This window comes from Pseudomonas sp. GW456-E7 (genome assembly GCF_059424105.1).
In genome coordinates this window covers 1-4,886 of the sequence record NZ_JBWKZB010000104.1, presented here as the reverse complement: position 1 = coordinate 4,886, position 4,886 = coordinate 1, and the positions used below count along the sequence as shown (strand labels likewise).

Genomic DNA, 4,886 nt, shown 5'->3' with positions numbered 1-4,886 from the left:
AAGATCGCAGCCTGCGGCAGCTCCTACATTGGAATGTATTCCTCCTGTAGGAGCTGCCGCAGGCTGCGATCTTTTTTTGCCAGCAGCGTATGCTTAGCTCCCTAACGCTTTCACCTAACAAGGATCAAGCCATGCGCGCACTGGCTGCATTGAGTCGTTTTGTCGGCAACACCTTCGCTTACTGGGTATTGATTTTCGCTGTCGTGGCGTTTCTGCAGCCGGCATGGTTCCTCGGCCTCAAAGGCGCCATCGTGCCGTTGCTGGGGCTGGTGATGTTCGGCATGGGCCTGACCCTCAAGCTCGAAGACTTCGCTGAAGTCGCTCGCCATCCCTGGCGCGTGGCCCTGGGCGTGGTTGCACATTTTGTGATCATGCCGGGCGTGGCGTGGTTGCTCTGCCAGGCGTTCCACTTGCCGCCGGAAATCGCCGTCGGCGTGATTCTGGTCGGCTGCTGCCCAAGCGGCACCTCGTCGAACGTGATGACCTGGCTGGCCCGTGGCGACCTGGCGCTGTCAGTGGCCATCGCCGCCGTCACCACCCTCCTCGCCCCCCTGCTGACGCCGGCGCTGATCTGGCTGCTGGCCTCGGCCTGGTTGCCGGTGTCGTTCATGGAGTTGTTCTGGTCGATCCTGCAAGTGGTGCTGCTGCCAATCGTGCTGGGCGTCGTCGCCCAGCGTGTGCTCGGCGACAGGGTTCGACACGCCGTGGACGTGTTGCCGATGGTGTCGGTGGTCAGCATCGTGATCATTGTCACGGCAGTGGTGGCCGCGAGCCAGGCGAAGATTGCCGAGTCCGGCCTGCTGATCATGGCCGTGGTCATGCTGCACAACAGCTTTGGCTACCTGCTGGGTTACTTCACCGGGCGCCTGTTCAAGCTGCCTCTGGCCCAGCGCAAGTCCCTGGCCCTGGAAGTCGGCATGCAGAACTCCGGGTTGGGCGCCGCGTTGGCCAGCGCGCACTTCTCGCCGCTGGCGGCGGTGCCCAGCGCATTGTTCAGTGTCTGGCACAACATTTCCGGGGCATTGCTATCCACATATTTCCGCCGCATGAGCGAGAAACAGGATCGGGAAATGCCGGCGCAACAGGTCAGCGACTGACTGGAAAACTTGATCCCCGGGTTAATGCTGGGCACTATATTGCCCATCGCGAGGACGACCTCGCGGCTCGATCGAGTCATTAATCAGGGGACGACCCCGTCAGACGATGGAGGTCTTCATGTCCTGGATCATTCTGTTTTTCGCCGGCCTGTTCGAAGTGGGCTGGGCCGTCGGCCTCAAGTACACCGACGGTTTCACCCGCCCGCTCCCCACTGTATTGACCGTTGTGGCCATGGCTATCAGCCTTGGCCTGCTCGGCCTTGCAATGAAGGAATTGCCACTGGGCACAGCCTATGCGATCTGGACCGGTGTCGGCGCCGTCGGCACCGTGATCGCCGGGATCATTCTGTTTGGCGAGTCGATGGCGCTGGTGCGGCTGGCGAGTGTGGCGTTGATCATTAGCGGGTTGGTTGGGCTCAAGGTCAGCGCTTAGGCCACTACCGCTTTCGCGAGCAAGCCCGCTCCCACAGGTTTCGTGTACTCCCACACATATAGAGCACACCATCAATCCTTGTGGGAGCGGGCTTGCTCGCGAAGAGGCCCGAACTGTCACCGACTATCTGACTGTCCCGCGCAACTCACCCACCATCGCCTGCAACTTCGCCGGCTGCGCCACTTCAACCGCCACCGCCGGCCCTGCTACTAATGTCACCCGCGACCACAGGCGATGAAACAGTCCCTTGCCCGGATCGCGGCTGAAGAAACTCCCCCACAACCCCTGCAAGGCCAACGGAATCACCGGCACCGGCGTCTCCTCGAGAATCCGCGTCAAGCCACCCTTGAACTCGTTGATCTCGCCATCGGCGGTCAATTTGCCCTCGGGGAAGATGCACACCAGCTCACCGTCCTTCAGATACCGGGCAATGCGCGTGAAGGCTTGTTCATAAATCTGGATGTCCTCCTGGCGCCCGGCAATCGGGATCGTCCCCGCGGTACGGAAGATGAAGTTCAGCACTGGCAGGTTGTAGATCTTGTAATACATCACAAAGCGAATCGGCCGACGTACCGCGCCGCCAATCAGCAAGGCGTCGACGAACGACACGTGGTTGCACACCAGCAGCGCCGCGCCTTCGTCGGGAATCAGGTCCAGGTTGCGGTGCTCGACGCGATACATGGAATGGCTGAGCAGCCAGATCATGAAACGCATGGTGAACTCGGGGACAATCCTGAAGATGTAGGCGTTGACCCCGATGTTCAGCAACGACACGACCAGGAACAACTGCGGGATCGACAGCTTGACCACGCTCAGCAAGACGATCGAGACAATCGCCGACACCACCATGAACAGCGCGTTGAGGATGTTGTTGGCGGCAATCACCCGCGCCCGCTCGTTCTCCGCTGTGCGCGACTGGATCAGCGCGTACAGCGGCACAATGTAGAAACCGCCGAAGACGCCCAGGCCGAGGATGTCGAGCAACACCAGCCAGGTGTGGCCGAAACCGAGGATGTCGATCCAGCCATGGCCGACGGCGCTGTCCGGAATTCCACCGGAATGCCACCACAGCAGCAGACCGAAGACGGTCAGGCCAAACGATCCGAACGGCACCAGGCCAATCTCGACTTTGCGCCCGGAGAGCTTCTCGCACAGCATCGACCCCAATGCGATGCCGACCGAGAACACCGTCAGAATCAGCGTCACCACGGTTTCGTCGCCGTGCATCCATTCCTTGGCATAGGCCGGGATCTGCGTCAGATAGATCGCCCCGACAAACCAGAACCATGAGTTGCCGACAATCGAGCGTGACACCGCCGGTGTTTGCCCCAGGCCCAGTTTCAATGTGGCCCAGGACTGGCTGAAAATGTTCCAGTTCAGGCGCATTTGCGGCGTGGCGGCCGCCGCCCGGGGAATGCTGCGGCTGGCCAGGTAGCCGAGCACGGCAATGCCGATGATCGCCGTGGACACCACCGGCGCGTAATGCGTCGAAGACATCATGACCCCGGCGCCAATGGTGCCGGCGAGGATCGCCAGGAAGGTGCCCATTTCCACCAGGCCGTTGCCGCCGACCAGTTCTTCCTCACGCAGGGCCTGCGGCAGGATCGAGTACTTCACCGGCCCGAACAGCGCCGAATGGGTGCCCATGGCGAACAGCGCCAGCAGCATCAGCGACAGGTGATCGAACATAAAGCCGACCGCGCCGACCGCCATGATGGCGATTTCCCCAAGCTTGATCAGGCGGATCAACGCGTCCTTGGCGAACTTTTCCCCGAATTGCCCGGCCAGGGCGGAGAACAGGAAAAACGGCAGGATAAACAGCAGCGCACACAGGTTGACCCAGACAGAGCGGTCACCCTCGATGGTCAGCTTGTACAAAATCGCCAGGATCAACGACTGCTTGAACACATTGTCGTTGAATGCCCCAAGGGACTGGGTAATGAAGAACGGCAGGAAGCGCCGGGTACGCAACAAGGTGAACTGTGAGGGGTGACTCATCTTCCATGTGTCCCTGATTATGTAGAGAGTGGCCTGGATACTGTAATTGGAGTATCGAAACTCGATCCAGGCCACACCTTACCTAATCTTTGCCGGTTATTTCTTCAAACCGGCAATGCATGGCGAGACAAACAGTTCACCACGCCAGGCGCCCAGCACCGTGCGCTTGCCGACGATCAGCCACATCACCGCCAGCAACGCCACCAGCACACAGCCAGACACACTGAAAAACGTCAGGTTCAAGATACTGGCCAGCTTCAACGTCGCCAGAGAATAGACGCCCAACGGGAAGGTGAAGCCCCACCAGCCCAGATTGAAGGGGATGCCGGCACGCAGGTAGCGCACAGTGATCAGCAACGCCATCAGCATCCACCACAGGCCGAAGCCCCACAGGGTGATACCGGCCACCAGGCCCAGTCCCGCCGCAATCTCACCGACTCCCGGCAAACCGTTGGCCGCGAAAATCAGCGGTGCATCGCCACCCAGTACCAGCATGCCCAACGCGCCTGTGCCGATCGGGCCAAGGGCCAGCCAGCTCGAGGCGGCCATGTTTTCGTGGGGCAGTTTATGCAGGGCCATGCGCAGCAACAGAATGGTCAGGATGCTGAAGGCCACCGGCAGGGAGAAGGCCCAGAGCACGTAGCTGGTCACCAGCACCACCAGTTGCGAGTGAGCGTCGGCCAAATGCGGCGCCAACAGGCCACCGCTGGCGGCCGCCACTTCTGCCGCGACCACCGGCAACAACCAGACGGCGGTCATCTGGTCGATGCTGTGCTCCTGACGCGTGAACATCATGTAGGGAATCAGCACGCCGCAGGCCAGCGACATCGCCACATCCAGCCACCACAGCACTTCGGCGAGGTGAATCACACCGTCGCCCCAGCGCGGCAGGCCGAACACCAGGAAGCCGTTGATGATGGTCGCCAGGCCCATCGGAATGGTGCCGAAAAACATCGAGACCGTGGAGTGGCCGAAGATCCGTCGTGCTTCGTCGAAAAACAGCAGCCAACGCGCGGCGTACAGCGCCGTAAACAGCAGGAACAACGCGATGTTGAACAGCCACAGGGCTTCGGCAAAGGCGTGCAAGGCGGGCATGGCGAGCGGCAATTGCGCCAGTGCCAACGCCAGCACACCGGTGCCCATGGTGGCCGCGAACCAGTTGGGGGTGAACTGGCGGATCACTTCGCGTGGGTGCTGCAGGTGACTGAACGGTTTGATTCCGGGCTTGATGCTATTGGCGCATGTCATGGCGAACTCCTGTCCTCTCGTGAGGTAGAGCCCATCTTAGATCCGGATCGAATATCTATATAACGGGTAATATCTCTATATGTTATCTATTACTTAGATATTCAATTGAC

General features: G+C 60.5%; 4 protein-coding genes. 2 read left to right on the top strand and 2 right to left on the bottom strand.

Going from position 1 to position 4,886, the window contains the following annotated elements:
- Nucleotides 1-131 precede the first annotated feature (131 nt).
- Both AC07YV_RS29695 and sugE read left to right on the top strand, forming a co-directional pair.
- Entirely contained in the window at nt 132-1,097 is a 966-nt protein-coding gene (locus AC07YV_RS29695; RefSeq protein ID WP_102702818.1) for a bile acid:sodium symporter family protein, read from the top strand.
- Between the two features lie 118 nt (nt 1,098-1,215).
- Nucleotides 1,216-1,530, top strand: coding sequence for a quaternary ammonium compound efflux SMR transporter SugE (sugE, locus tag AC07YV_RS29690; RefSeq protein ID WP_102702819.1), 315 nt, complete (start codon nt 1,216-1,218; stop codon nt 1,528-1,530).
- Between the two features lie 123 nt (nt 1,531-1,653).
- On the opposite strand, the gene AC07YV_RS29685 is transcribed toward sugE, so the two are convergent.
- A complete protein-coding gene (locus AC07YV_RS29685) occupies nt 1,654-3,528 on the bottom strand; it encodes an MFS transporter (protein WP_102702820.1) in 1,875 nt (624 codons plus the stop codon).
- Nucleotides 3,529-3,624: 96 nt separating this feature from the next.
- Entirely contained in the window at nt 3,625-4,776 is a 1,152-nt protein-coding gene (locus tag AC07YV_RS29680) for a TDT family transporter (RefSeq protein WP_102702821.1), read from the bottom strand.
- Between the last annotated feature and the right edge of the window lie 110 nt (nt 4,777-4,886).